Origin of the sequence: Comamonas sp. JNW (genome assembly GCF_003105075.1) — a bacterium.
GTDB classification, from domain to species: domain Bacteria; phylum Pseudomonadota; class Gammaproteobacteria; order Burkholderiales; family Burkholderiaceae_C; genus Comamonas; species Comamonas squillarum.
In genome coordinates this window covers 559,020-583,482 of record NZ_QETI01000001.1, presented here as the reverse complement: position 1 = coordinate 583,482, position 24,463 = coordinate 559,020, and the positions used below count along the sequence as shown (strand labels likewise).

Below are 24,463 nucleotides of genomic sequence, written 5' to 3'. Positions count from 1 at the left end.
GAGGTCTTTTTTTATGAGCCCATGCTTTGCGTGGGCTTTTCTATTTGAGGCCCCAGCATGGAAGAAGTCACAGCAATTGGCGTGAAGATGGCGACGGACGACATCGAGCGCGGCATCAAAAAACTCGATGAGTTGTCCAAACAAGGGCCCAAGGTCGAGGAATCGATGGCGGGGATCTCTGCCGAGAGCAAGAGGGTCGCAAAGTCCCTGTCGGATATGGGATCAGGTGCGGGTGCAAGCGGCGGTTTGAGGAAGGCTGGAGAGGCTGCGAAGCAGACCGCCGAAAGCTTGAAGCAGGCCAGCAATGCCACGCGTGAAGCCGTTACAGATAGCGCGAGCCTCGCTAGAGCAATGAATGGTCTCACGGTTGCCGAAGAGAGTTTTCTCAAATCGCTACGCGATCAAGCGGCAGCAACGAAACTCACCCGGGGTGATTTTGCTGCCTACCAGGCAGCCCAGCAAGGCATGGGCATAGGCGCGCAGGAGACGGCTCGGGCCATTGGCAATCGCATTGACGCATTGAAGGCGGAGCAAAAGGAGCTAGCTCAAGCCTCCCGTGAGGCCGATAAGTACGCCAAGGACATGCTGCGCGCCTCGGCGTCCAACAGTGCAGCTGAGAAGTCGTTTCGAGCGCTGAACACTGCGGCGAACGCTGTTAGCGCAGCTCTGTCCATCATTGGAGTTGGCTTCGGCGCACGCGAGATCGTCACGCAGATCGATGGCTACACAAAATTCACTGCGCAACTGAAGCTGGCAACTAAGGGCGCGTCGGACTATTCCGCCGCCATGGCCTCTGTTCAGCGCATCTCTACCGATGCTCAACAAGGAATTGGTGAGCTGGGGACGCTGTATGCACGCATTGCGAATGGTACGGCGTCTCTGAATCTGAGCCAGCAGAAGCTGTCCGACATCACCGAGACGGTGGCGCTGTCCCTGAAGGTATCAGGTGCCACCGCCACTGAGGCATCGTCCGCAATGCTGCAGCTCTCGCAGGCGTTTGGGTCCGGTGTTCTGCGCGGAGAAGAGTTCAATTCGGTAAACGAGGCAGCTCCGCGTCTGATGAAAGCCTTGGCTGATGGCCTGGGCGTGCCCGTGGGCGCTCTGCGCAAAATGGCTGAGGCTGGGCAACTTACCTCTGCAGTCTTGGCTGAGTCGCTTCCAAAGGCGCTGGGCAAGCTGCGAGAAGAAGCAGAGTCTGTTCAGACCATCTCCGGCGCCTTCACCGTGCTGAAGAACAACATCATGCTGATGGTAGGCGCCCAAGCAAATGCAAGCGGCGCCACTAAGAGCTTCGCCAGTGGCGTCAACCTGCTGGCCAACAACCTGGATGTTCTCGCCACCGTGGGCGGTGCAGTTGCGCTTGTTCTCGGGGCACGGTTCACTGCATCCATTGCATCGACAGGCATCGCCTTCGCGGCCTCAACTGTGCAAGCGGCACGCTATCAGTTGGCCCTGGCCAGTATGGCTGGCGTGAGCACTACAGCAGCGACCGGCCTTGTCGCTATGGGTGGTGCAGCACGCGGCGCGTCGGCAGCAATGGCATTTCTGGGCGGACCTCTGGGATTGATCTTGACCGTCGCAGGCGCAGCCACTGCTGCTTTCTACACGTTTCGGGATAGCTCTGATAGCTTGATCAAGAGCATTGGTGGACTGAATCAGCCGCTCGATGAGTTGAAGAAGAAGCTTGATGGGTTGTCTGAGGAAAAGAAAATCTCGATCCGCATTGAGGTCCAGGATCAGCAGCAAGTAGCTATAAAAAGCGCACAGAAGGAGATGGACAACCTGCTCCATGCGGTGGCGGGAGTTGCTAGCATCCGAATGCCGTCTGATCAGTTTGATGCCTTGGTGCGCGACCTGCAAGAAGCTGGAAAAGCGGGGGGGAACCTCGCCCCTATTCTTCAAAGCGCGGCCACATCCGCACAGATCCCCCCTCACATTTTGAAGGGGTGGCTGGACATTGTTGCTCGCATGCGTGAATTCCAAGTGGTTGCACAGAATGCCGCGTCCTTGGGCCAGGCTGCTGCGAGCAGCACAGGAATTCCACTCCTTGCTGCTGAGAACAACTTGTTCCTGCAGCGCGCCAAAGCATCACTAGAGGCGTCGAAGGGCTACAAATCCCAGGCTGAGCGGATGGCCGAGGTCCGGGACGTGGCCAAGAAGCTCTCTGGTGATTTGAAGACGCTGCAGGGCGCCCAACTGGGCAACTCCAAGGAGGCAAAGGATCTGGAGGAGCGCATCAAGGGTGTCAATGAGCAGCTGGAATCCATGTCCAAGAAAGGCCGCGATACCTCTGGCGCAGCAGCGGTCAAGAAGGAGCAATCGGAATACGAGAAGCTAATTAGCTCTATTCAGCTGAAAATCGCCGAGAACGCGGAGGAGTTGAAATACGGGCACAAGCTGACCGAGGCAGAAAAGCTGCGTTTTCTGATTTCTGAGCAGGGAACCAAGAAGCTGACTGAGGGGCATAAGGCGCGAGCAGAGGCGCGCCTGAAAGAGCTAGAGGATGGCGAGAAACTGCTAAAGCAAAAGAAAGCCCAGGCCGAGGCAGAAGATGGGTATCGCAAGTTCCTGGATGGCATCTACAAGTCCGCTGAGGCTATTGGCAATATGACCGAGCAGCAGGATGCGGCAAACGCGTCCTTCGGCAAGTCGAAGGTCGCTATAGCGGAGATGGCAGCGGAACAAGCCAAGCTGGCATTTCTCAATGCCAAAGACATGGGCCCTTGGACACCCGAGCATATCGCTGCATTGAAGGCGCTGACTGATCAGCATGAGCAGTATGTGGAATCGCTGAGAAAAGGCGAGTACATAGCCGCCAACCGAAAGTACGACGATGGCATCCGCGCTGCTCGGGACGAGCTCCAAATCCAGCAGTACAGCATGTCGCTGCTGGGTGAGCAGGAGCTGAAGCGCAACAAGATGATCGCCGTGCGCAAGTCGGAGATCAAGTTGGCGCGAGAGCTGGCAGAAATCGAGAAGACCTACATGGGCCGGACCGACGAGACTTCGATCAAACAGCGCACTGACTTGGAGCGCAAGGCAAGAATCCAAGCTGAAGAAGAGCTGCAGGGTGAACTGGGGCAGATCCAGAACCAATATGTCAATGAGCAAGTGCAGAAGTACGACCAAATCTTCTCGCAGGGCTTCGCAGACATGCTCAACGGAAATGAAGGCAGCTGGAAGAGCTTCACCAAGAGCCTGACCACGACGTTCAAGACCCAAGTTGCGGACCAGATCTACCAGATGTTTGCGCGACCTATCGTTGTTCAGCTGGTTGGTTCGCTGCTCGGGATGACCGGCGGCGCTGGCGGCCTGTTGGGTAGCTTGCTTGGTGGTGGCTCAGGCGGCGGCGGTGGCGTTATGGGTCTGCTCAGCAATGGATCGAGCGCATACAGCCTTTACTCTGGCGAAGGGTTGCTGGGTCAAGGATCTCGCTACGTGGCCAACATGTTCGGCTTCGGTGGAGCTGCACCATGGCAGGCTGCCGGGGCTCAAGCCTCTGGCGCAGTGACCATGCCAGTGACCGGGGGCTTAGGTGGGGCGGCACCTGGAAGCACCAGCTTCATGGGTCTCAATGGCGGCTATGCCGCAGCTGGCGTCATGATGATCCCCCTGATAGCCGCCTACCTTGGCGGCATGTTCAAGGAGGAAAGGCAGGTTGGTGCTGGTATCACCGGCGAGCTGGGCGGCGACCTCTATGGCTACCAGCTGATGCGCGAAAGCGGCAGCCTTTTCGGCGGGCCGAAGTACCGTTACTTGGTGGCGGAGAAGGAGATCGAGAAGTCCAAGGCCGAGATCGAGCGCTTGAAGAAGGAGATTGCTGACAACCCCAATGACGCTCGCAACGGCTACCGTGAACGGCAGCTCCAGCAGCAGTACAGCCGCCTGGAGATGCTCTCGCAGTACGATGGCGCTATCGAGGCTTCCAAGGGCCCCATCAAGATCCTGCAGGATGCTTTTACGGCCATGCGTGAGGACACAGCAGCCCGGGCGGATAGCTTGAAGCTGGATGGTGACTCAATCCGCGCCATGAAAGTGACGTTGGGCCTGGATGAGATCCACCCGGACACGGGCGGCAAAGGGCTGGAGCTGACTGGACTGAGCCAAGAAGAGGCAGCAGCGAAGATCCAGGCTGCGTTGGCGCAAGCCAATGAGGAAATGGCTCGCTCTGTACTGGGAACCTGGCAGGAGCAGACCCGCGAAGTGACCCGCATGGTGTGGGACAACGTGGAATTGCCCTCTGATGGAGACACCCAGCAGTATGGCCGTGTGGGCCGCGAGGTCACTGAAACGGTGACTGAGCAGGTGTTCGTGATGAGTGAGTACGTGCGGGCAGGTGAAACTGCGGTACAGGCTCTCACTCGCCTGTCCGATTCGCTGTACAGCGTGAACACTGTCTTTGACATGCTGGGCGTAACGCTGATGGATGCCTCGCTGGCAGGCGCAGATATGGCCTCGGAAATCATCGACGCCTTCGGGGGGGCGGATAAGTTCTCGGCTGCGACAAGCAGCTACTACGACAAGTTCTACACCGACCAAGAGAAGGTAAAGAACCAGACGCGCTTGCTCAATGAGCAGCTCAAAAAGCTGGGGATCGAGACCATGCCCGCCAGCCGTGAGGCACTGCGGGAATACATCAACGGCATTGACCTGTCGAGCGAGGAGGGGCGCAAGCTCTACGCCAGCTTGCTGGGTCTTGTGGATGTGTTCGACCTCATCTACACCTCTGCCGAGAACATCGCCAGCCTCAAGCAGGACTTGAATGTGCAGCTGCTGCGCGCCCAAGGCAATGACGCGGAAGCGTTGCGCCTGGAGCGTGAAAAGCAGATCAAAGAGCTGGAGAAGTACAACGATCCAGAACTTGTGCGCATGCAGCGCGACGTTTGGGCGGCCGAGGACAAGACCAAGACGGATGAAGAAGCCAAGCGGGCTGCGGAAACTGCCAAAGACCTGGCGATGAAGAACCTGGAAGCCGCTGTCTCCCGTGAAAAGGAGTACTGGAACCAGTTCTCTGCTGACGCCAAGGACTCGCTGACCAAGGCTTCGAGCTACTTCGACCTGGTGACCAATGCGGCTAAATCGCTGCGGGATTCGGTCGAGGACAGTGCAAGCTGGACGGCTGCGGCTGGCATGGTGTACATCGAGCAGGCCCTGGACCGCGCCCGCAAGGGTGGGGGACTGTCGGACCTTGACGCCACCAAGTCGGCCATTGAAGCGGCTACCGGTGGTCTGGTCATGGACAACTACGCCACCCAGGCGGAGCTGGACTATGACAAGAAGGTGCTTGCGGGTCAGCTGGACGAGTTGGGCGGGTATGCGGAGCTGGCAAAGTCGGATGCCCAAAAGCAAATCGACTTGGCCAACGCGCAGATCAAGCGCCTGGACGACACGCTCACGTTCTGGAAGGAATACGGCGAGACGCAGGTAGATGCAACGCTCAGCGTTACCGACGCTGTCAACGCACTCTACAAGCTGCTGGACCCCAAGGAACAGGAGCGCATCCGCAAGGAAGAAGCGGCCAAGGCTGGTATTGGTGGTGGTTCTGCTCCCGGCTACACCCCCACGGGTGGTGGCAGTCTGGGCGGCACAGTCGCTGGATCGAACCGGGTCACGGTGGTTGGGCTCACGGCAGACGGTCGGGCCATCTTCAGCAATGGAGAGGTTGGCAAGTACGCAGCAGGTGAGTACGCCTACAACAGCACCGGGTCGATGGTCAGCAATGGCTATTCACTGGCTGAGTTCGAGCGCTTCAAGACCAGCGGGGAGTTTGAGTGGGACCCCGAGAAGAACCAGTGGCGTAAGCGGGCATCGTTTGCCATCGGCACGAACTACGTGCCGCGTGACATGACCGCGAACATCCACCAGGGCGAACGAATCATCCCTGCGGCTGACAACCGGGCGCTGATGGCTGCATTGAACACCCAGGGGGGTGGCAATGCTGAGTTGGTGCAGGAGGTCAAGGCTTTGCGCGCCGAGCTTCAAGCCATCAACCACAACACGGGTGATATCGCCATCTCCAACCGGCGCCTGGACGCGAACATCGAACAGGTGTCGGAAGGCGGCAACGGCCTGCGCACGGTCGCCATGAACTAAAGGGTTCCTTATGTACGTGTTAGTCCCCAAGCAGATTGGGGACAGCTCGATGCTGGCCGGGTCCATTCCCGCTGTCGATACGGCAGCCGGGGAGGTGGCCTGGACGGCAGGCGTAGCTGTCGCCGTCGGCAATGAACGGGTATACGGCCAACGCGTCTATCGATGCGCGGTCGTGCCGCCCAATCTCACCCTTCCACCAGACCAGGACACCAACAGTTGGCAGGATATCCGGCCCTCCAACCGGTGGGCACCCTTTGACTCCTATGTCCAGACGACCCAGGTCAACCGCAAGGGATCGCTGACCTATGTCCTAAAGGTGCCGTTCATCACCGGTTTGGCACTGCATGGTTTGACGGGCAAGCGCCTGCAGATCACGGTGACCGACGGCGTGGGCGGGCCAAACCTGATCACTCCGGTCGATACCGGGTTGAACCTACCTCGGGTGGGCTGGTGGAACTACTTCTTCGGAGAGCGGACGGCCATCAAGTCGTTCCGTATCGAGAGCATCCCCAGCAAGTCGTCCACCGTCATCACAGTGACCGTGACGGCTGACCCGACCCAACCGGTGGGGATTGGCTGGATGTCGATTGGCACCTGGACGGCTTTCGGCATGACCAGCGTGGGGATGCCCTCGGGCACCCAGTACGGGGCCAATGCCGAGATCCAGAACTACAGCTACCGCAAGGACTTCGATGACGGCACCTTCCGCGTTGTGCCTCGTGGTTCAGCGGTGAATCTTTCTTTGCCCGTAATCATCGATGCGGAAGACGCCAACCGGCTGTTCTCGCTCATTGAACGGCTCAAGGACACACCTGTCTCGGTCTACGCCAGCTCCATTGGCAAGTACCGCTATCTCGCAACGGTGGGCTTTATCAGCATCGGATGGCAGCCGCACACCACGGTCAGCACATCCATAACAGTGAATGTAAAGGGGGTTGTCTAATGCCAATCGTCGCAGTACCACCAATCCGGGACCTTGGCACCGTCCCGAACAACAACATGGACGAGGCCACGTTCAACGTGACCGCAGAAAACTTCACGACGCAGATGGCGCCGTGGGGTGGTGATGTGAAAGCGGTGGCTGAGTCGGCCAAGACCAACGCAGAGTATTCCAACCAGCGTGCAAACGACTCCAACACCTCCGCAGAGACAGCAGCCGCTCGCCTTGTCGATGTGCAAACGGCAGCAAATGGCGCCTTTGCTGCAGCGAATTACAAAGGGGAGTGGTCCACGCTCACCGGAGCGCTGAACGTGCCTGCCACGGTGACCCACCTAGGCCGCCTGTGGTATCTCAAGCTGAACCTGGCTAACGTGACAACGCAGGCCCCGGCCTTGGGGTCTACCTACTGGGGTGAGGTGAGCCGAAACGACTTCACGGTTTACGCATGTCCTGCAGGTACGACCATCGCGGCGGATCGCGGCATGTACCGCATGAGTTCTGCCAGCTCGGTGCTGCAACTACCGGCCAGTCCGTTCCATGGAATGGTGGTCGCTGCAGTGAACGTGTCTGGCACCTTGACTCCATACATCCAGCGCAACGGAAAGACCATCTGCGGGGATGCCGAAGACTACGTGATGAACGTGCTGAACTGGCAGATCGCACTGCAGTTCGATTCTGCGTCGAATGACTGGGTGCGTATCAACGGGGTCACGGCATACACCGCCGCCCAGCCGGCCATCGCCTCAGCCAACACTTGGACCGCCTCCCAGAACTTCACTGGTGGGCTGAACATGAACGGATCTCCCGTAGTGGAGAGCGGCAGTAATGCCAACGGGACTTACACCCGGTGGGCGGACGGGACTCAGGAATGCACCAAAGTCCTAACAACGTCGGCGGGATCGACAACGGCAAAGGGGGCTCTCTTCGCTGGACCGGTCACTGTTGGCGGGGCGTTTCTGGTTCCCTTTATCGCAACGCCTTCTGTGGCAGCGAGCGGGACTGATAGCGCGGGTGGCGGCTGGGTGGCCATGGATATCTTCCCTGATGCGGGTAATTGGGGCTCTTACAGTACGCGCAACACCTCAGCTGTTGGCGCCGCTGGGACGATTTATTTGACGGCAAGAGGAAGGTGGAAATAAATGTCAAATGCAGCACAACAAGCGCAAGCGCCGCTGTCCCTTGCGGTAACAGGGGGCGTGTGTGACCTATCCAAGCGGACTTACTTCCATGCAACTGTAGCCGGGGCCACAGCGTTCACTTTTACCAACCGGCCTGCCGACTGCATGCTGTTTGAGCTGGAGGTGAATCTGAGCGCTGGCACCATGTCCTGGCCGGCAAACGTCCGCTGGGTTGGCGGCCTGGCCCCGCAGAATCTGCAGACGGGCAAGATTCATATGTTCCAGTTCCGTCGGCCGCAGTCCACGGGTGCGGACCAGTGGCTGGGCTCCTACCTCCCAAACTACTGATATGGCGTACCGACCACCACTCATCAAAGGCCCGGTGTACATCACCATTGCGGCCAGCGTCAGGAGCCCTGATATCCAGGCTCTTGCTATTTCTGCGGGCTGGGTTGGCTACGAGCCGCTGTACTGCACAGTGAATGTGGGTGTGGACGTGGCTACCCTCACCGTGGCAAACATCCCGGATTACCTGCTCACTGTTGTCAATCGTGGTCGCATTGGCGGCATCTACAACAGCGGAACAGGCCTGGTGGCCACCGCCAAGTTCAACCTGGACAACGCCGGCGGCATAGTCTTCGGCGGCGGTGGCGAAGGCGGCACTGGGCAAACGGTGACTATCTTCCGAGGCACAGGCTATTCAGGCACCGGCAACGGGGGCTCTGGCGGGATTGGAGCGGGGTTCAATACTGCGAACCCTCCCGTGATGCTGAATGCATCCTCGGGAAATTCTGGCACGTCGCAAACCGTTGGTGGCCCAGCTATCGGCGGTTCTACCCAAGGCGTTGCATATGGCGGCACTGGCGGTTCTGGGGGCTCGATTGGCGTGCAAGGTGCAACAGGTAGCGACGGTAGTACAAGTGGCTCCTTTGAATCGCAGTATCGGACCGGGCCTGGTTCTGGCTCACTCGCAGGTTACGCCATCGACGGCATTGCGAACGTCAACATTCTGGCCGCAGGTTCGATACTCGGCCGAACCCGATAAGGAGGGTGCATGTACTTCGACAAAGAAACCCGAGAGTTCGGGCTGAGCCCAGCAGACATCATCGGCCGGCACGCGCACAACATGTCGTTTCCCGTGCCATTTGAGGCGCCGGAGCGCTACGTGCTCATCACGCCAGCTGATCCGCCAGAGTTTGATGCGTCCACCCATAAAGCGTTGCCAGTCGAGCCATTGGAGACAGAGGACGGCTACCTGCAGCAATGGGAAGTTGTGCCGCTCAGCGACGAGGAGCTGGCCCAGCTGGAGGGCGAGCGCTTGGCAGCCGAGCAGGCCGCCCGGGATGCTGCGCGCGTCACGGTAACTAAGCGCCAGGCCTTGCTTGCGCTGTTCGACATGAAGGGCATCAAGAACGAGGACATTGAGGCGCAGATCAACCTGATCCCCGATGAGTTCGACCGCTACCGGGCCTTGGTGGACTGGCAGGGCTCGGCGGCTATCGAGTCGGACAGCCCCACGGTGCTCAAGCTGGCAGCCAGCCTGAACCTGACTGAGGCTGATCTCTTTGAGCTGTTTGGCTACGCTGAGACCTTGTAACCCTCCGCCAACAACACACAACACAACCCGCTTCGGCGGGTTTTCTTATTTCTGAGGGAGTCTCTCGATGCAGAGCACAGACATCAGCATGCCGATCGCAAAGGCAACCAGTGCGGTGACGTTGGCCACGGCCGCGCAAGCCGATGTGGCAGATAAGATCGCCCAAGCGGCCACGGTTAATTCCAGCTTTGAGACTTGGTTCTGGGTGAACTCCATCCCGTGGGGAACCATCGCTTCTATCGTGGCGGCGCTCTACACGGTGCTGCTCATCTGTGAGTGGTTCTGGAAGAAGCTGTGGCGGCCGGCGTTTGAGCGCTGGGGCTGGATCAAGCCACGGCTGGGCCCGCGCATCATCACGCTGGACGAGTACCGTCAGATGACCGAAACGCAGAGGGCGGACCTGTCATGAGCAACAAACAACGGGTCGCAGTGGCGGCCCTTACTGTTTCAGCTGCGGCGATCCTGAGCTTGTTCGGCGCGGAGGGCTTCCGCTCTGCGCCCTACATCCCCACGCAGGGTGATGTGCCGACCATCGGCTATGGATCCACAGTCTACCAAGACGGCACCCGCGTGACTCTGGCAGACCCGCCCATCAGCAAGGAAAGGGCCCTGCAGATCGTGCGCGACCACAAGAGCAAGGACGAAGCCATGTTCCGGGCCAGCCTGCCAGGGGTGAAACTCACCCAGGGCGAATATGACCTGTACATGGACTTCACCTACCAGTTTGGCATCACCAACTGGCGGGCCAGCTCCATGCGCCGGCACCTGCTCAATGGTGAATACCTGCAGGCCTGCAACGCGCTGCCAGCCTGGCGGAAGCAAGCGGGCCGGGATTGCTCGCTGCCTCAGAACTGGGGGCCCAAGGGCTGCAAGGGTGTGTGGACCCGGCAGCTTGAAAGGCAAGCCAAATGCTTAGCAGAACAGGGGTAAACATGGTCTACACACATGCTGCTGCGCTCTTGCTTGGGATGGCCCTGGCCGCCATTGGCACCTGGAATGTGCAGGCCTGGCGTCTGGGGGCGCAGATTGAATCAATCCGTGCCGAGCACGCCAAAGACGAATCCACCAGATCGAATGCGGCGCTGGTGGAAAACACCAAAACCGCGATCAAGGAAAGCAAGCATGCCCAAGAGACGATCTACAACGCCGACCGCTTGGCGAACCTCAAGACTGGCATTGATGTGGATGTGCGCGCTGAGCTTGCCCGTGCTGAGCGCCTGCACCGTGACACCGACAGCCGAGCCGCCACTTATCGCGCGCAAGCCCAAGCCGACGCCGCTGCCCGCAGCGATCTTGCAGATAAAGCCGCAGCCCTCGACCGCCAGCTTGCACAAGGCCTCGGAGTGGTCGCAAGCCTCGGAGGCGACCTTAGGCGGCGAGACGCCGAAGTAGCCGCACTGTGCGACCAGGTGAACATCGAGCGCCGGCTGAGCGGTGACGACAGCGATCAGGCCTGCAGCCACAAATAGAAAAAGCCTTCCCGGCGCCACTACGGCACTGGGGAGGCTCTTTTTTCGTTTGTGCAGTGCTACCTACGGTTGCGGCTTGGCAGCGCCTGCAGCACAGCTTTGTTAACTTCTTGGGGGGTTAGGCTGGCCAAGGCATACACCGAGTGAGACGGCTCATCACCTTTGGGCGCAGCCAGCTTGTAGCGGCGATAGAGCACATACTCGCCAGCCTCAGCGTCAAACGCTTTCACCGTGTCCAGGTCTGCTACTCGCATGCTTTTGCCTGCGTGAGGGCCGCCAACAAAGGTGGCGTTGGTCAAGTTTGCATCGGCGTCTAAGGTCAGGTCGCCAACCTCAGCGCCTATGTCGCGCATCTTGGCGGCCACCTTGGCCAACTCATTCGGCGACAGAGCCAACCTCGCCGCCATGAAAAAGCACATGTGCAGGCCCAGGCTGCGCGGGTCAGCGCCGCCCGTGTACTTGCGCCACTGCTGGCCACCGGCCACACTGGCCAGCTCGGCCATCTGCTCGCCGGTCATCCCCAGCTGCTCTTTTAGCTTAGCCAAGTCATTTGTGGAGGGCGGGGTGTAGTCGATCATGAGCAACTTTCAGTGCTGAAATAGCAAAGGCCCTTGCGGGCCTTGGTTTAGGAGAGGAGGAGCTTTGCAATTGCTGCCCCGGCTCCCAGGGCTGTGGCGATTGCGATGGCTGGATACCAAGCTCTTTCGCGGATCATCTTGGCTGCTTCCGCATTCAGCTTCATCGTCTCTGCCATCAGCTTACCAATCTCGGCTTCGGTCTTGAGTACGTCCACTGTCTTTTCCATTTTGGTTCTTCCTTTCGGGTTGCCGGGCTGCGCGGTATGCGCTACCCATGTGCATTAATATAGCCCCTTTGGTGCTAATTGACAAGCACTTTCGGAAAATCTCTATACTGTTCTTTTATCCAGTGTAGAGGATGACCCCATGCAGATTGATCAGATTGCCATCGCGGTGCTGGGTGCAGCTGCCGCCTGGCTGTCGCAGGCCCGCTCTGAGAGCTTCAGGCGCTGGGCGTGTATCTTCGGAATGCTGGGCCAGCCGTTCTGGTTTTACGCCTCTTGGAAGGCCGAGCAATGGGGAATCTTTGCCGTCAGCGTGCTGTATGCGCTGGCCTGGATGAAGGGGCTGTGGATCCATTGGATTCGGCCTGCGGCCGGCACAGAGTCTGGCACGAGCCGCTAATTAATAGTCGTGATGGGAAGCCTCCAATGCATTTCGCTGGGGGGCAGTCAGGTGTAATCACCATGCATGCCTCTATAATTGACTGAAATGACGCAAAAGTAAAATTACAAATGAAAAATTCATCAAAGATAGATTTCGCGAATACATTGCGAGGTTTTGCAGCTTTGGCCGTCATCATCTCCCATTATTTTGGAGTTTTTTGGAGTAGTAGAGACGCGGTGGCAGATCTTACTAACTCGGCGATTTTGCCTTTGGAAGCTTACCCCGTGCCTGAATTTTTTAAATGGGTTCATCCCATCATTATTTTCAACTGGGGTGCATTCGGAGTTGCGCTGTTTTTTCTAATTAGTGGATTTGTAATTCCTTTCTCGCTGAAAAAATCTACTTGGTATGGTTTCGTGGGAGGGAGGATTTTCAGAATTCTCCCAACTTACTTTGTTGGCTTCACGGTTACCCTTACTGCCATATTCTTTTCATCTTGGTATTTTGGAAGAGAGTGGCCATTCCAGCTAAATGAGATAATTATTCATTACATTCCAGGCGTGCGCGATATTTTTTGGTCTCGATCCATAGATGGGATAATATGGACGCTTGAGATTGAAATGAAATTTTATTTCGTTTGCTTACTACTTATAGCTTTATTTAAGAGAAATTCTTGGTTGGTTTTTTTGGCGCCGTTAATACTTTTTGGTTTATCGATTGTGATAAATAATAGCCTTTTGGTTTGGAGTAGTAGTAATCCTCGCGCGTGGCAGTTGGGTATGAGCTACATGATGGCATCTCAATATTGTATATTCATGTTTGTCGGTGTTGTATTTAATTATCAGTTCTCAGGATTAATTGACTCCAATAAGGCCTTTTTGATCATTTCTGTAATTTTTTGTTTGTTTTGCATACATTGGTATATTGGTCCGTATAAAGATGGATTTGTTATTGCTTGGAGCTATGCATTTGCTTTGATAGCTTTTATTTTCGCATATAGCTTCCAAAGCTTTTTTAAATCAAATGCCTTTTTTGATTTTTTTGCAAATATTAGCTATCCGTTATATGTTGTGCATGGGGTTGCTGGATATGTGAGTTTGCGAATTTTGATTGATAAAGGGTTTGGTAATATTTATGCTCTTGTTATAGTTACGTTATCAATTATTTTTATTTCTTGGTTAATGCATCGATATATAGAGTTACCATCCCAACAGCTCAGTAAAAAAATCTCTAGACTGAAATTAAATTCTCTGAGGCTCGGCCGTGTTGACGAGAGTAAGCAGGAGAGTCCATCTCATCTACATCTCTAAAATTTACTCTGGGTGTTTCTCACACGAGACTCTTGCAGAGAATTAATTGCCTTAGTTGAGAGTCCCCAGGGTACTTTTCAGGGAACTAGATGGGGATTCGGGTCGCTTGCTGTCGCGTGCTCCAGAGTGCGGAAGCGACAGGATAAGACTCGGTTCCCCTGGATTTATGGTTCGAGTCCAATCGCGCCTACCAAATTTTCCCGTTCAATTTACTCCTCGATAAGATTTCTATGAAGTCGGCATGAGATGACAGAGGAACTGGGATAGAACTTGTATCTTTGGGCCAGGAGGCCCTAATGTGCAATCGATACCACAGCCCAGACGAAGGCTACATCCAGCAGTACTGGCGGCTGAACCCCAGGCAGCTGGGCCTGGGTGCCCGCGATGTGTTCCCGCGATCACCTGGGGGATTCATCCGGCGCGCCGTGGACGACCCGGGCTACAGCAAAGAGCTTGCCGTGGGGAGATGGGGCCTGATCCCTTGGTTCAGCAAGACGCCTGACATCAAGTACAGCACCAACAATGCCCGCGCCGAAGAGGTAGCGGACAAGGCCAGCTTCAAAGACCCGTGGAAGCGCGGCCAGCGTTGCATCATCCCAGCCACAACCTTTGACGAGCCGAACTGGGAGAGTGGGAAGAACGTTTGGTGGAGATTTGCCAGAGCCAACGGCGACCCGTGGGGCCTGGCGGGGCTGTGGAATACCTGGAAGGACCCGGCAACCGGCGAGCTGATCGAGAGTTACACAATGCTCACGCTCAACGCCGATGAGCACCCGCTGATGAACCGCATGCACAAGCCAGACCCGAAGCTCGCTGCTGACAAGCAGGACAAGCGAAGCGTGATCCCGATTGAGTTGGCCGATGTGGATCAGTGGCTGGAAGGCTCGATCAAGGACGCGCAGGCGCTGCTGAGGCTGGCACCGGTCGAAGTGTTCGCGGCCGGGCCAGCCTAAAACGGAATATCGGGGGCGAGGCTGTCGTACAGATCCTTGTCCACCGCAACCGTAACGGTGTGCAGCACCATAGTGCCCAGGACCGGCATGGCCTCTGGCCGATCCAGCTTAATGCCATCCCAGCGTTCGTGCTCTTTGGTCTCGGACCAATCATCCCCATCCTTGATGTGCCACCGCCAGTATCTTGATTGAAACATAGACACCTCCAAAAGACTGTATATTTATACAGTAACTGGAGCGAGCAATGGAAGCAGTCAGGAAATTTGAGCCGGAGGACCTGCCGGGCTGGTACAGGAGCGCTGTCAGTCCTGGCAGCCCCTCCGATCTGGAGGCGCGTCAACGGGTTGGCGTGGACCTGTACGTGCTGCAACTGCAGTTTTGCGGCGCGTACCTTTGCTCTCCTTTTCTGATCGGCAGGGCGCCAATACTGGGCATGGTCATCTCATCGACTACGCCATTCAACGGCAACCAAGCCGGGATTTACCGGCGTGCCGAGCCCATGAAGCTCATGACCTACCCGCTGGAGCAAGTCGAGGTTTGGAAGAAGCGAGAGGACGGAACCATGCTGCTGCGGGGGGAGCAGTGGGATGAGGGGGAGTTCAGCCGCTGGCCGCAGACTTGGATTTGCGGGCGCAATCCATCTGCAGTTGCTGCAGCACTTCGTGGGATGTCAGCCTGGCTGGATAGGGAGTACGCGAAGGTGAAGCAGCCTCCATATGCGAATGACCGGCCGAGGTAGGGCTACCGCTTTGACTTGCGCCAGTCCCAGGGCGGAACTGGGTTGGGCTCGCTCCACACCCCAAGCTCAGAGATACGGGCACTTTCCTCAATGGATTGCAGCCACTCATACCCCTTGCCGTACTTCACGTAGTACCAAGCCATGCCCGTTGCGACCTGGTGCTGGCCAGCATCGAGACCGCCGCAGCGCACATCAGCGATAGTACGGCCGTAGCGATCCTTGGACTTTGGGGTGATCTCAGCCTGCGCCTGGAAGCAAAGATCTGACAGGTTCTGCTTGGACTTCTGCCCAAACGGCTGGCGGCTCTCTGGCGCATCAATCCCGCCCAGGCGGATCTTGATCTGCTCATAAGCGCCCGGCGCGCCGCAGCGGGCAGTGAGGGTGTCGCCGTCGGAGATGCCGACGATCAGGCATATGGCTATAGCTGAGAGCATTAGGTATTGTGCTTTAGAGGTCGCGTGTCAATTCAATAGAGGTGGTTGCAAAATGAAACATATAAGGGGTGTAATGTTGCCGGTTAGGCACGGAGCAGCCGACAGAGCATCACTCTTGCTGAGCCCGGTGCGGAGGCGCTTAAATCACACCGAAATCACACCGATCTCTCGCAGACCGCATGGATGCTGGTACGGACGCGGGTTCAATTCCCGCCAGCTCCACCATACAAGCCAAAAAAAGCGCTCACTGATAATTCAGTGATCGCTTTTTCTTTTGGGTATCGGCATTGCGGCGAACACCGATGCTGCAGCAGAGGCTTGAGCCCCATGGCCGCGTTTCCATTCTCTGTCTGTTGGGCCTTCATCCAGGCCGGGACTGCCGGACAAATGCGCCTGGGGCTGCCTTGGTCAACGGATGATAAAAGTGCCAAAGTTTCCTCAGTATTCGTAGCGCCTCAAGCCCTCAATATCTTTCAACCGCACCGTACGGTAGCCCACTTCCAGCAAATCTTGCTTTTCCAGCTCCAGCAAGGCTTCATTGAAGCGCGCACGCGAGACCTGGCAAAAATCGGCCAGCTCGCTTTGGGTGATATTGAGCAGGCCGGCATCGGGGAAGGGAAAGTTCAGCGGCGTGATGAGGGAGCCCAGGCTTTGCGCGACCCGGCCGGTGACGCTCAGGCATTGCTTGGCGGTCAGCAGGCGCATCAATTGGTGGCTGCGCTCGGCCATCAGCTCCAGCAAAAACTGGCTGAACGTGGCAGATTGCTGGCGCAGCGCGTGGAAGGCGTGGGCAGGCAATGTCAGCATGGTCAGGTCATGCAAGGCGATGGCATCGCAGTCCATGGCCATGTGCGGGCGTAGCAAATAGGTTTCGCCAAACCAGCTGCCGGCGTAGCCGCACAAGGTGATGGAGCGGCCATCGGGCGTGGGCACGCAGATCTTGGCTGCGCCGCGCGTGACACCGGTCCAGCCCGTGGGGACGTCGCCCGCATTCCACAGGTACTGGCCCGCATGCACATGGCGTACCTGCAGATGGGCGTGCACCAGCTCTTGCGCCTGTGCTTCGCTCACCGTGTGTGCCCACATGCAGTGCTGCCACTGGCCGAGCACCTGGTCCTTGCTGAGAAATGCGGCCTTGGGTTTCATTTAAATGAGAATTGTTCTCAAGAGAAAAGACTTCCCATTCTCTTCCAATTAAGCTTTTCCGCTGTCGTTGTAAGAGAACAAAAGGCGTAGCTATGCAAAATCAGGGGCGGTCGGTCGCAGCTCAGCGGAACAAATGGGGTGGTGGATGGGCGATGGCGCCCATCAGTCTGGCCATCGCGGTATTGGCCAGCAGCGTGCAGGCGCAAACGGTGGCTGCGGCCGCAGAGTCTGATGGCGCCGAGGCAGACACCCCTTTGGCGGTGCAGCATGTGGTGGCATCGGCTGCGCCCAGCATACGCAGCGAGCTGGCGCAGACCACCCAGGTCATCGACAGCGAGCAATTGCGCCAGCAGGTGACGGCCGGCAAAAGTGTGGCCGAGGCCCTGGGGCAGCTGGTGCCGGGGATTGACCTGGGCGGTCAGTCGCGTAGCAATTTTGGCCAAAACCTGCGCGGCCGCACGATGCTGGTGATGGTCGATGGCGTCTCGCTCAACAGCTCGCGCGGCACGGCCCGGCAGCTCGATGCGATCGACCCGTTCAATATCGACCGCATCGAGGTGCTGTCAGGCGCCAGCGCCTTGTACGGGGGCGGTGCCACCGGCGGTATCGTCAACATCATCACCAAAAAAGGCAGCGCCGCTGGCCTGCAGCTGGGTAGTGAAGTGGGGGTCACTTCCGGCTTGCAGGGCTCGCGCGACCACCAGTACCGGTTGGCGCAATCCATTGCCGGCGGCAATGAGCAGGTGCAGGCGCGCCTGGGCATTGCGCTGCAAAACAATGGCAGTTTTTATGACGGCAAGGGCAATCCGGTGCGCACCGACATTGCCCAGACCGATGCCCAGAACACCAAGGGGGTGGATGTGCTGGGCAATGTGCAGATCAAGATCAGCCCCGAGCAAACCCTGGGCCTGACCGCGCAGTACTACCGCAACCGGTTTGATGGTTCCTCCTACCTGTATGGCGGCCCCAACCTGGCAGGCATCATGGGTGGCAAGCCGGAGCTCTTGGAGCAGCGCGGCGGCTTTGTCAGCGATGTGATGCCGCAGACCGAGCGGGCCATGTTCAATGCCGACTACCATGCCGCCAAGGTCTGGGGCGACCAGGACCTTTATCTGCAAGCCTTCTGGCGGCAGGAGAAGCTGGACTTTGCGCCTTTCCCCAGCTCCGTTGTGACCGCCTCCCACCAAAATACCGACACCTGGGGCCTGAAGGCCGCGCTGGCCAAGTCCTGGGGTGACCTGAGTGTGCGCTATGGCCTGGATTGGGACCGCGAGAGCTTTGATGGCAGTGCCACCGTGTTCGATACCGCGCAGGCGCTGGCCAGCGGCGGCATGGTCAACCGGCAAATCGGCAGCACCGGCCGCTACCCGGGCTACCGCGTCAATACCGCTGCGGCCTTTGCCCAGGCTGAGTGGAAGCTGAACCCGCAGTGGACTTTGAACGGCGGCCTGCGCTACCAAAGTACCGACTTGCAGGTGGACGATTTTGTGGGCTACACCCAGCAGCTCTACATGCTGCTGGGCCGTGGCACCTCGGCTGACGCGATCCCTGGCGGCAAGAACAGCTACAACGTGAGCCTGTTCAACCTGGGCGCCCGCTACCAGATCGATGCTGCGCGCAGCACCTGGCTCAACTACGCCGAAGGCTTTGAGTTGCCGGACCCGGGCAAGTACTATGGCCTGGGCAACTACCAGGCCAATGGCACGCATTGGCAACTGGTCAGCGGCATTGATCCGAAAAGCTCTCCGCTGCAAGGCATCAAGACGCGGCAGGTGGAATGGGGCTTCAAGCAGGCCAGCGGTGCCGTCAAGCTGCAGTCCGCGCTGTTCTACGCTTGGTCTGACCAGACCTTGCAGCTCAACAACGCTAACAACAATGTCACGATCAATGTGCTCGATGAAAAGCGGCGCAACTACGGCTGGGAAGGCAGCCTGGACGTTGCCGTCGCCAAGAACTGGGCGCTGGGTGGCAATGCGCTGTGGATCCGCTCGGAGACGCGGCAAAACGGCAGCTGGGCCAAGCAGTCCATCATGACGGCGAGCCCCTCCAAGCTGTCGACCTATGTGCAGTGGAGCCCGAACCCCTGGCAGCTGCGCCTGCAGGCCTCCCACATGTTCACGCTCAAGGATGACAGCGCCGGCAAGATCGATGGCTTCACGGTGCTGGACCTGATGGGTGGCGTCAAGCTGCCGGTGGGCCGCCTCAACGTCGGTATCCAGAACCTGCTGGACAAGCAGTACCTGACGACCTGGTCGCAGCGCGCGATGGCCTTGTACGGCGTGGGTGCGGTGTCGCCGCAAACCTTTGCGTTCTACGGCCGTGGGCGCACCTTCTCGCTGAACTACAGCGTTGAATACTGATGGCGGCAGGTGTGCATAACCCGGGGGTGCTTGTTAAAGGCGCGCAGCGCCCCCGGCAGTTCTGGGCAGTACTGGTAGCGCTATATATTGCGCAGGGCGTGCCGTCGTATCTGATGATCATGACGGTGCCTGCCGCACTGCGCGCTTCCGGCATGCCTTTGCAGCAGGTGGGTATGTTGTCCATCTTGATGCTGCCGCTGGTGCTGAAGTTTTTGTGGGCGCCCTGGGTGGACCGCTTGCGCCCACTGCGCTGGGGCCACCGCCGGGGCTGGATTGTCTGCACCCAGCTGGCGTCGGTGCTGGCGATTGGCGCACTGGCCTGGGTGGGGCCGCAGGCCTCCATCACCACCATTGTCTGCATCGGCATGTTTCTGGCGCTCAGCATCGCCACGCAGGATATCGCCACCGACGGCTATGCCACGCAGCAGCTGCGCAGCGATGAGCTGGGCCGGGGCAATGCGATCCAGGCCGCATCGGTGGCCGGTGGTGTGCTGCTGGGCGGCACCTTGGCCATGGCGCTGGTTGATCAGTGGGGGTGGCAAGCCACCATGCTATTGATGGGCGGACTGTCTTTGCTGCCCCTGCTGGCGCTGCCGTGGATGGACGAGGGCATGCCTGCTGCCGCCGACGAGGATGCGCAAGACGGCGCTGCCGCAGTGCCTGTGCGCCCCAGCATCAAGCAGTTCTTTGCGCGCCCCAGTGTCTGGGCGATTCTGGGCTTGGCCGCCGTTTATCGGCTCAGCGAAGGTATGCTGCGCTCCATGGAAAGCAGCTACCTGCTGCACAGCGGTCTGAGCTTGAGCGAAGCGGGGGTGATTGCCGGCAGTGGCGCTGCGCTGGCCGGCTTGCTGGGCAGTTGGCTGGCGGCCCAGTGGTTGCGGCAGCGCAGCCGCAGCCAGGTGCTGCTGGGCTTGAGTGCCTTGCGTGTGCTGGCCTTTGCGTTGTTCCTGGCGCATTCGCTGCACTGGCTGGGCGGCACCACATCGTTGGCAGTCCTCGCCGTGGGTTTGAGCGTGCATCGTTATATGGAGATGGTGGCGCTGTATGCGCTGTTCATGGCCTCGTCCAGCCGCCAGCAGCCGGGTACGGATTTTTCGATCTTTGTCTGCGCCGAGTTGCTGAGCTATATGCTGAGCGCGATGGCGGGCGGCTTCATTGCCAAGCACTTCGAGTTCTCTGGACTGTTTGCGATTGCGACGGCGATTGCGGTGGGCTGCTGGCTGGCCACCGCTGCGTTGCTGCGGCGCCATGCGCAAGTGGTTGCCGGTACCGGGAGACGCATATGACGGTGCCGCAGACGCTCGTACGCAAGGCCCATATCCATCTGCCGCAAGCCGGCGCGTTTGTGGACTGGCTGCTGCAGCATTGGCGCGATGAAGGCATAGACGTGAGCCAGCCCCAAGCGGGCACCTTGTTGCTGGCCTTGGCCGATGTGGGCACGGCCAGGCTGCAGCAAACCAGCGCCAGCGGCATCGATTGCCTGCTGCAACCGGTGGCGCCGCGCATGGGGGAATTGATGCAGCTGTCTTTGGCCGAGCACCTGGCCGAGTTCGCCGACCAGATGGACTGGGTGGAGGGCAGTTGGGAGCTGGTCTGGGAAGGTGATGCCCCGCTTGCCACCTCCAGGCTGCAAGTGATGCATGTCCTCAGCAACCAGGCGCTGTCGCCGCGCATGCGCCGCATCCGCCTGGCGGCGGGCGATATCAGCGCCTTTGCCGCCGGTGGCTTGCATGTGCGCATGCTCTTGCCCGAGCCCGGCCAGGCACCCGCTTGGCCGACTCTGGCCGATGGCAACCGCCTGCATTGGCCTGCTGGAAAGCCGGCATTGGCACGTCGCACCTACACGATCAGCGCGATGGATCCTGAAGCGGCGTGGCTCGAAGTCGATGCCTTGCTCCACCATGGCACGGGCCATGCCGATCCGCACATGGCCGGGCCTGGTGCCGTCTGGGCCGCCAGCGCCGAGCCGGGCTCCGAGGTGGGCGTGCTGAGCCCGGCCGGCGGCATGGTGCCGCAAGCACCGCATTGCGTGTTGGTGGCAGATGCTTGCGCCTTGCCCGCAGCGGCACGCATTGCGCAGGCGCGGCGAGCGTACCCGTCCACCACCGTGCTGCTGTGGGTCTCCGATGCCCAGGAGCAGGCCGCCTTGTCGCCGGCGTTTGCAGGCATGCACGTCACTTGGCTGCGTGGCGGCGTGCCCGGTGCGTCACAGCTGGAGATTGCGCAAGTGCTGCAATGGCTGGCGCAGCAGGATTGGCACCAGCACGATACGGTGCTGTGGGTTGCGGGCGGCCTGCCGTTGACGCAGGCAGTGCGCCGCAGTGTGGCGCGGCTACCGTCCTTGGTGCAGATCAAGTCGCTGGTGCATACCTATTGGCGTTGATGCGTGAAGGGAGACAGGCCCTTGTGGCATCCATCGCCTAAAAGCCAGCCTGTGCCTGCGCGCGCAGCGTTGCCCAACTGGCTCTGTGGCATTTGCATGAAAAGGCCTGTAAAGGCTGTGTAAACATGGCATAGTTGCGCTTGTCGCGCTGAGTGGCTTACGCCGATGGCGCTTACCAAAGCTGGCCCGTGGAATATCCCTAGGCCGGCTTTGCGCATGCTGAGCTGCAAATAAACAACCCATGCCAACGCATTTTGGCCGCACTATAAAAACCTATGAGATACAGCATCGGACATTACCTGGAGATAGCCGGCGGCGCAGAGGGGCGCAAGGATAATTTTCTGCTGATTCGGTTGGTGGCTGCAACGCTCGTCATCTACGGGCATGGCTTTGCGCTTGCGGCATTGGGCAGTGGCCAGCGCGACTTTTTTACCCAGTACATCGGCTACCGCTATTCGGGTGATGTTGCAGTGGCGGTATTTTTTCTGATCAGTGGCTTTCTGGTCGCGGGCAGCTTGGAGCGCAGCAAGTCCATCGTTCGGTTTGCACTCGCGCGCGCAATGCGCTTGTTCCCGGGGTTGTGGGTTTGCGTGCTGGTTTGTGCGCTGGTGATGGGCCCGTTGATTACCGTGCAATCGCAGGCCGATTACTGGTCATCTCCGCTGACGTGGACCTATGTGTGGTCCAACGCATCACTGGCAGAAATACAATGGCTGCTGCCTGGTGTTTTTGAGGGGAATCGCTATAGCCCCGCCGTCAATGGCTCTCTTTGGACTTTGCCGATTGAAGGCAGCATGTACCTCTATATGGGCGTGCTTGGGCTATTGGGTATTTTTTCCTGGCGCTGGCTGACCACGGCCTTGATAGCGGGCTTTGCCATCTGGACCTACCAGTCTGCGCAGCTCCAATCCGTGCCCTTGCAAGAGGCCGCCCGGCTGACCTTGTTCTTCGCCTGTGGCGCGCTGTTCTACATCCATAAAGCGCGCATACCCTTGCATATGTCCATCGTGGCAGTATTGACGGTGGTGGCATGGGCCTGTCGGCATACGGTGCACTATGAGCTGGCGTGTTCCGCCGCGCTTATGTATTTTGTTTTCTGGCTGGCCTATGTTCCACGCCTGCCATCCCCGCGCTGGTTGTTGGACATCTCCTATGGAACCTATTTGTATGGCTGGCCGATACAGCAGCTGATCGCCAAGTTTTATCCTGCTGCCACGCCGTTGCAGATGACAGCGATCGCCATACCCCTGACCTGGGTGGTGGCGTTGGTGTCTTGGAAGCTTGTCGAGGAGCCGGCATTGGCGCTGTTCAAGACATGGAGCAAGAAGGAGTTCTTGCTGGGATTCAGACGCAATTCAATCCCTGGCGTGTCTTGAATAGGGCTGGGCAATGCGCACCTAAAAGCCGCTGGAGGAGCTACACCTCTGAATGTGGACAACAGGTCAACCCATAGGGTGTTCTTCATGGCGAAATACCATGAATGCGCCACCCTTAGAACATGCAAGTCGGAGTTCTTGCAGCTTGGCAGGTTTGAGTGCAACGAGCAGCTGCAGCAAGGCTGCTCGAAGACATTCACGACTGTAGCCACCGTTTGAAGCACAAACTAAAAGGCCTGAGTCCTATTGAGTACCGAACTCAGGCCTTGAGCCTCCCACTTCCAACTCTCCAATGTCTTGGGGTAGTTCAACGGCAGTGGAGTGGTGTTTGCGTGTCCTGCGCTGTCGCTTATTCCACTTGCGCTGCCACGCTCTCGATCGCCAGGCGCAGTTGATCTGGGCTGACCGCTGGTGCATCCGCTGCATCACTGGACTCGGATTTCAGGAAAATCCCTGTGCCGGTGTCTGTGCGGTTTGCCAAACGGCGCATGGCGGCAATCGACGTAGCCTGGCCAAGGCTATTGAGCAAATTGCCTTCTCCGTCATTCACGCTATAGATGAATTGGTAGCCGCGCAGAACTTTACCTGCCGAGTTCACCTTGACACAGAGTACGGTTCCGGCGGCATTACCGGTGACTTGGTGTTCGCAGCCAAAGCTGCCATCTGAGCTGGCCATGAGGCCATTGCCATACTGAGTCGCTGGTTGCGCCTTTTCGAGCCTGAAAAAGTCTGCCGTTGGCGTCAGTGAATTGAGGGGACTGAACAGCCATATGCCTTTGAGGCCTTGGGGATCATTGCCGTAGGCAAAGTTAAAACGCGAAATCTCTTTCTCTGCCTCGCCAGGAAGCGTTATGTAGCCTTTGGTACCCGAGACAAAGCGCATCGACACAGTGCCTGCACTGCCATCTTCCTTGCCGGACAGCTCGCCGCTACCGAGATAACGACCGCCACGGTATTTGTTGAGGGGTGCTGCGTAATTGTCATTGGCCAAGGTGCCGCTGGTCATATAGAACGTAGCGTTACCACTGGCATCGTATGCATACATTTGCATGACCAAGGTATTGTCCTGCACATCAATCGCCAAGCCACGGCCTGGCTTGCCATTGACTTCGCTGGTCACAATCCAGGTGCCTGTCTGAGGCGCAAACGCCTGTGCCAAACCGGTGCCGAGCAAGGCGCCAACCAATGTAATTTTCTTGAAAATCATCATATCCCCGTTGTTAATCTTTACATTCTATCAACCTATCCTTACATATTGCTTGCCTGAATGTCAGGGACTGTCTTGAGGCACCCGTGGAGGCTTACTCGCAGGCTGGGCTGGGTAAAGGATCAGTGCAGAACGCTTGGTATCCGGGGAATAA

General features: G+C 58.4%; 22 protein-coding genes. 16 read left to right on the top strand and 6 right to left on the bottom strand.

All coding sequences use genetic code 11. The annotated features are described in order from the left end of the window. Positions 1-57 precede the first annotated feature (57 nt). The 8 genes from DCO45_RS02595 (at position 58) to DCO45_RS02560 (ending at position 11,217) form a co-directional block, all read left to right on the top strand. Positions 58-6,093, top strand: coding sequence for a tape measure protein (locus DCO45_RS02595; protein ID WP_116924352.1), 6,036 nt, complete (start codon positions 58-60; stop codon positions 6,091-6,093). A 10-nt stretch (positions 6,094-6,103) separates the two neighbouring features. Beyond that, positions 6,104-7,036 (top strand): hypothetical protein, encoded by a 933-nt coding sequence (locus tag DCO45_RS02590; RefSeq protein WP_116924351.1) that lies wholly within the window; start codon positions 6,104-6,106, stop codon positions 7,034-7,036. Between the two features lie 56 nt (positions 7,037-7,092). Continuing rightward, positions 7,093-8,172, top strand: a complete 1,080-nt coding sequence (locus DCO45_RS02585; protein WP_165841106.1) for a hypothetical protein — start codon at positions 7,093-7,095, stop codon at positions 8,170-8,172. Between the two features lie 361 nt (positions 8,173-8,533). Further along, positions 8,534-9,196 carry a hypothetical protein gene (locus DCO45_RS22490; protein WP_133248007.1) on the top strand — a complete coding sequence of 221 codons (663 nt, stop codon included), beginning with the start codon at positions 8,534-8,536 and terminating at the stop codon, positions 9,194-9,196. A 9-nt stretch (positions 9,197-9,205) separates the two neighbouring features. Further along, the gene (locus DCO45_RS02575; RefSeq protein ID WP_116924348.1) at positions 9,206-9,748 is read left to right on the top strand and encodes a hypothetical protein; all 543 of its coding nucleotides are present in this window, start codon (positions 9,206-9,208) and stop codon (positions 9,746-9,748) included. 67 nt (positions 9,749-9,815) lie between these two features. Then, complete coding sequence (locus DCO45_RS02570) at positions 9,816-10,157, top strand: hypothetical protein (RefSeq protein ID WP_116924347.1); 342 nt, start codon at positions 9,816-9,818, stop codon at positions 10,155-10,157. After that, positions 10,154-10,678, top strand: coding sequence for a glycoside hydrolase family protein (locus DCO45_RS02565; protein ID WP_116924346.1), 525 nt, complete (start codon positions 10,154-10,156; stop codon positions 10,676-10,678). Before DCO45_RS02570 ends, DCO45_RS02565 begins: the two co-directional genes overlap by 4 nt. Positions 10,679-10,680: 2 nt before the next feature. Continuing rightward, complete coding sequence (locus DCO45_RS02560) at positions 10,681-11,217, top strand: hypothetical protein (RefSeq protein ID WP_133248004.1); 537 nt, start codon at positions 10,681-10,683, stop codon at positions 11,215-11,217. 59 nt (positions 11,218-11,276) lie between these two features. Here the strand turns inward: DCO45_RS02560 and DCO45_RS23390 are convergent, their stop codons facing one another. Together DCO45_RS23390 and DCO45_RS02550 are read right to left on the bottom strand one after the other, a co-directional pair. Beyond that, positions 11,277-11,795: a hypothetical protein gene (locus tag DCO45_RS23390; protein ID WP_347707637.1), complete on the bottom strand. Its 519-nt coding sequence runs from the start codon at positions 11,793-11,795 to the stop codon at positions 11,277-11,279. A 47-nt stretch (positions 11,796-11,842) separates the two neighbouring features. Beyond that, complete coding sequence (locus tag DCO45_RS02550; RefSeq protein ID WP_116924344.1) at positions 11,843-12,022, bottom strand: hypothetical protein; 180 nt, start codon at positions 12,020-12,022, stop codon at positions 11,843-11,845. A gap of 139 nt (positions 12,023-12,161) precedes the next feature. Between DCO45_RS02550 and DCO45_RS02545 the strand changes: the two genes are divergently transcribed. The 3 genes from DCO45_RS02545 (at position 12,162) to DCO45_RS02535 (ending at position 14,664) form a co-directional block, all read left to right on the top strand. Continuing rightward, complete coding sequence (locus DCO45_RS02545; RefSeq protein WP_116924343.1) at positions 12,162-12,419, top strand: hypothetical protein; 258 nt, start codon at positions 12,162-12,164, stop codon at positions 12,417-12,419. 110 nt (positions 12,420-12,529) lie between these two features. Beyond that, positions 12,530-13,711 (top strand): acyltransferase, encoded by a 1,182-nt coding sequence (locus tag DCO45_RS02540; protein WP_116924342.1) that lies wholly within the window; start codon positions 12,530-12,532, stop codon positions 13,709-13,711. 296 nt (positions 13,712-14,007) lie between these two features. After that, positions 14,008-14,664, top strand: coding sequence for an SOS response-associated peptidase family protein (locus tag DCO45_RS02535; RefSeq protein ID WP_116924492.1), 657 nt, complete (start codon positions 14,008-14,010; stop codon positions 14,662-14,664). On the opposite strand, the gene DCO45_RS22860 is transcribed toward DCO45_RS02535, so the two are convergent. Next, the gene (locus tag DCO45_RS22860) at positions 14,661-14,861 is read right to left on the bottom strand and encodes a hypothetical protein (protein ID WP_165841105.1); all 201 of its coding nucleotides are present in this window, start codon (positions 14,859-14,861) and stop codon (positions 14,661-14,663) included. The two genes, DCO45_RS02535 and DCO45_RS22860, sit on opposite strands and share 4 nt — an antisense overlap. 47 nt (positions 14,862-14,908) lie before the next feature. Here DCO45_RS22860 and DCO45_RS02525 point away from each other — a divergent pair, with 47 nt between their 5' ends. Next, on the top strand, positions 14,909-15,403 hold the full coding sequence (locus tag DCO45_RS02525) for a hypothetical protein (protein WP_116924340.1): 495 nt from the start codon (positions 14,909-14,911) through the stop codon (positions 15,401-15,403). A 2-nt stretch (positions 15,404-15,405) separates the two neighbouring features. Here the strand turns inward: DCO45_RS02525 and DCO45_RS02520 are convergent, their stop codons facing one another. Then, positions 15,406-15,837, bottom strand: coding sequence for a thermonuclease family protein (locus DCO45_RS02520; RefSeq protein ID WP_116924339.1), 432 nt, complete (start codon positions 15,835-15,837; stop codon positions 15,406-15,408). Between the two features lie 438 nt (positions 15,838-16,275). Further along, positions 16,276-16,983 carry a Crp/Fnr family transcriptional regulator gene (locus DCO45_RS02515; RefSeq protein WP_116924338.1) on the bottom strand — a complete coding sequence of 236 codons (708 nt, stop codon included), beginning with the start codon at positions 16,981-16,983 and terminating at the stop codon, positions 16,276-16,278. 152 nt (positions 16,984-17,135) lie between these two features. Here DCO45_RS02515 and DCO45_RS02510 point away from each other — a divergent pair, with 152 nt between their 5' ends. The 4 genes from DCO45_RS02510 to DCO45_RS02495 all read left to right on the top strand — a co-directional run bounded on the left by DCO45_RS02510 (position 17,136) and on the right by DCO45_RS02495 (position 23,102). Continuing rightward, the gene (locus DCO45_RS02510) at positions 17,136-19,343 is read left to right on the top strand and encodes a TonB-dependent receptor (RefSeq protein ID WP_165841104.1); all 2,208 of its coding nucleotides are present in this window, start codon (positions 17,136-17,138) and stop codon (positions 19,341-19,343) included. Then, positions 19,343-20,629, top strand: coding sequence for an MFS transporter (locus DCO45_RS02505; RefSeq protein WP_116924336.1), 1,287 nt, complete (start codon positions 19,343-19,345; stop codon positions 20,627-20,629). The genes DCO45_RS02510 and DCO45_RS02505 overlap by 1 nt, the downstream gene beginning before the upstream one ends. Beyond that, positions 20,626-21,726, top strand: a complete 1,101-nt coding sequence (locus DCO45_RS02500; RefSeq protein WP_116924335.1) for a siderophore-interacting protein — start codon at positions 20,626-20,628, stop codon at positions 21,724-21,726. Before DCO45_RS02505 ends, DCO45_RS02500 begins: the two co-directional genes overlap by 4 nt. 275 nt (positions 21,727-22,001) lie before the next feature. Continuing rightward, positions 22,002-23,102: an acyltransferase gene (locus tag DCO45_RS02495; protein ID WP_116924334.1), complete on the top strand. Its 1,101-nt coding sequence runs from the start codon at positions 22,002-22,004 to the stop codon at positions 23,100-23,102. 349 nt (positions 23,103-23,451) lie between these two features. On the opposite strand, the gene DCO45_RS02490 is transcribed toward DCO45_RS02495, so the two are convergent. Further along, on the bottom strand, positions 23,452-24,312 hold the full coding sequence (locus tag DCO45_RS02490; protein WP_243419213.1) for a hypothetical protein: 861 nt from the start codon (positions 24,310-24,312) through the stop codon (positions 23,452-23,454). Positions 24,313-24,463: the final 151 nt, after the last annotated feature.

Coding starts and splice junctions, on each gene's coding strand:
- DCO45_RS02520 (WP_116924339.1), bottom strand. CDS start 15,837: ATGCTCTCAGCTATAGCCATATGCCTGATCGTCGGCATCTCCGACGGC.
- DCO45_RS02585 (WP_165841106.1), top strand. CDS start 7,093: ATGGACGAGGCCACGTTCAACGTGACCGCAGAAAACTTCACGACGCAG.
- DCO45_RS02560 (WP_133248004.1), top strand. CDS start 10,681: ATGGTCTACACACATGCTGCTGCGCTCTTGCTTGGGATGGCCCTGGCC.
- DCO45_RS02540 (WP_116924342.1), top strand. CDS start 12,530: ATGAAAAATTCATCAAAGATAGATTTCGCGAATACATTGCGAGGTTTT.
- DCO45_RS02510 (WP_165841104.1), top strand. CDS start 17,136: ATGGCGCCCATCAGTCTGGCCATCGCGGTATTGGCCAGCAGCGTGCAG.
- DCO45_RS02565 (WP_116924346.1), top strand. CDS start 10,154: ATGAGCAACAAACAACGGGTCGCAGTGGCGGCCCTTACTGTTTCAGCT.
- DCO45_RS02505 (WP_116924336.1), top strand. CDS start 19,343: ATGGCGGCAGGTGTGCATAACCCGGGGGTGCTTGTTAAAGGCGCGCAG.
- DCO45_RS02575 (WP_116924348.1), top strand. CDS start 9,206: ATGTACTTCGACAAAGAAACCCGAGAGTTCGGGCTGAGCCCAGCAGAC.
- DCO45_RS02550 (WP_116924344.1), bottom strand. CDS start 12,022: ATGGAAAAGACAGTGGACGTACTCAAGACCGAAGCCGAGATTGGTAAG.
- DCO45_RS02590 (WP_116924351.1), top strand. CDS start 6,104: ATGTACGTGTTAGTCCCCAAGCAGATTGGGGACAGCTCGATGCTGGCC.
- DCO45_RS02495 (WP_116924334.1), top strand. CDS start 22,002: ATGAGATACAGCATCGGACATTACCTGGAGATAGCCGGCGGCGCAGAG.
- DCO45_RS02535 (WP_116924492.1), top strand. CDS start 14,008: ATGTGCAATCGATACCACAGCCCAGACGAAGGCTACATCCAGCAGTAC.
- DCO45_RS02500 (WP_116924335.1), top strand. CDS start 20,626: ATGACGGTGCCGCAGACGCTCGTACGCAAGGCCCATATCCATCTGCCG.
- DCO45_RS02545 (WP_116924343.1), top strand. CDS start 12,162: ATGCAGATTGATCAGATTGCCATCGCGGTGCTGGGTGCAGCTGCCGCC.
- DCO45_RS23390 (WP_347707637.1), bottom strand. CDS start 11,795: ATGATCGACTACACCCCGCCCTCCACAAATGACTTGGCTAAGCTAAAA.
- DCO45_RS02525 (WP_116924340.1), top strand. CDS start 14,909: ATGGAAGCAGTCAGGAAATTTGAGCCGGAGGACCTGCCGGGCTGGTAC.
- DCO45_RS02570 (WP_116924347.1), top strand. CDS start 9,816: ATGCAGAGCACAGACATCAGCATGCCGATCGCAAAGGCAACCAGTGCG.
- DCO45_RS02490 (WP_243419213.1), bottom strand. CDS start 24,312: ATGATGATTTTCAAGAAAATTACATTGGTTGGCGCCTTGCTCGGCACC.
- DCO45_RS02595 (WP_116924352.1), top strand. CDS start 58: ATGGAAGAAGTCACAGCAATTGGCGTGAAGATGGCGACGGACGACATC.
- DCO45_RS02515 (WP_116924338.1), bottom strand. CDS start 16,983: ATGAAACCCAAGGCCGCATTTCTCAGCAAGGACCAGGTGCTCGGCCAG.
- DCO45_RS22860 (WP_165841105.1), bottom strand. CDS start 14,861: ATGTTTCAATCAAGATACTGGCGGTGGCACATCAAGGATGGGGATGAT.